At 64.2% G+C, this 1569-nt stretch carries 1 protein-coding gene; it reads left to right on the top strand.

All coding sequences use genetic code 11. The features are described 5' to 3' along the window. The first annotated feature begins 140 nt into the window (after positions 1-140). The gene (locus EKD05_RS25430; RefSeq protein WP_129678437.1) at positions 141-1481 is read left to right on the top strand and encodes a transposase; all 1341 of its coding nucleotides are present in this window, start codon (positions 141-143) and stop codon (positions 1479-1481) included. The last annotated feature ends 88 nt before the right edge of the window (positions 1482-1569 follow it).

The raw sequence follows: 1569 nt of genomic DNA, 5'->3' as shown, positions 1-1569 counted from the left end.
TTGACGTTTAGACTACCCAGCCAGATCGTCCAACCCGATTTTGGGTAACCACACCGAACAAACACGGGCCGGCTTGCTTGCGCAAACCCGCCCGTGGGCGTACCCTTTCACGTTGTACCACCAACCAAAAGGGGACGCTGATGGATTGTACCACGCTCATCGATTTCCGCACGGCCGTGTACGCCTCGTTCACCCGTGCCGCTGACGCGTTGTTCGACCTCGCTGATGCGCTCTTGACCGATCCGCTGGCCCAGAGTCTGATTGAGCTGGCCCTCAGTCCGGCGTTTCGTCGCCGCTGGCCCAGTGTGTACGAGGCCTTGGAGGATGGCTGCATTGACCAGGCGGCCCTCCGGCAGGCGTTTGTGGACGCACGGCCTACGCCACCAGCGGGGAAGCGTCTGCTGCTCGGGATCGATACCAGTTCGCTGATCCGACCTGCGGCGCAGACCTCCCGCGACCGCACCTACGTCTATCAGGCCAACACGCCCCACGGGGCCACCCCGACCAGCCCGGGTTGGAGTTTCTCGGCCGTCGTGGTGCTCGATCAGCCCGTCAGCAGTCGGAGTTACATCCTTGACCACCAGCGTATTCCCAGCGCGAGCGACCCGGTCACCGTGGGAGCGGCCCAACTCGTTGCGCTGCTGCCGTTGCTGGACGTGCGCCCCATCGTGCTGCTGGATCGGTATTACAGCCGGGCTCCCTGGCTGCACGCCACCGCCCACCTGCCCATGGATCAGTTCATCCGTGCGCGATGTGACCAGGTGCTGTATCGAGCCGCTCCGGAGCGCACGGGCACGCGGGGGCGTCCGCGCCTCGATGGGGCGCGCTTTCAGGGGAGCGACCCCACGACCCATGGGCCACCCGATGCGACGATCTGCCTCACCGATGCGGCTGGTCGCACCACCGAGGTGGCGGTGTGGCACCATCTGCACATCCGCAAGGCGCGCACGGTGGAACTCAGTGCGGTCCGGATCATCCGCACGTCCGCGGCCGGGACGAAGCGTGACCCCCGGGAGAGCTGGTTCTGGTGGCACGGCCAGACGTTGCCACCGTTGGAAGACGTGGCCGTGCTGTATGGTCATCGGTTTGGCCAGGAACATGGTTATCGGCTGGACAAGCAGGCCTTGCTGTGGGACACCGCCCGGGTGCGCAGTCCGGAACAAATGGAGCGGTGGACACAGGTGGTGGCCATCGTGCATAATCAATTGGTCCTGGGCCGGGCGTTGGGCATCGGCGAGCGGCGTCCGTGGGAGTCCACGCACCGTTCGGTCTCGCCCCAACAGGTGCGGCGGGCGATGGCCAAGCTTATTGGCGAACTTGGCACGCCAGCAGCGGCACCCCAACCCCGCGGAAAAGCGCCGGGGCGGGTTCCCGGAGCCACCGTCAAGCGGGCCACCCGGCATCCGGTCATCCGGAAACACGAGAAACCGACGAAATCGAAGCGGAAATCGGCCAAAAAGCAGCGAAAACAACGTGAATAGCTCTCCAATCTGACCAGAATCATGCAAAACATGCAACGCTATGCGAATCATAGCGTATTCCGCCTTGGACGGGTAGTCTAAACGTCAA

The sequence above is a fragment of the Candidatus Chloroploca sp. Khr17 genome, assembly GCF_004138165.1.
In the GTDB taxonomy this organism is placed as follows: domain Bacteria; phylum Chloroflexota; class Chloroflexia; order Chloroflexales; family Chloroflexaceae; genus Chloroploca.
The sequence above is the reverse complement of the archived record's forward strand: the minus strand, read 5'-3'. Positions and strand labels throughout refer to the sequence as shown.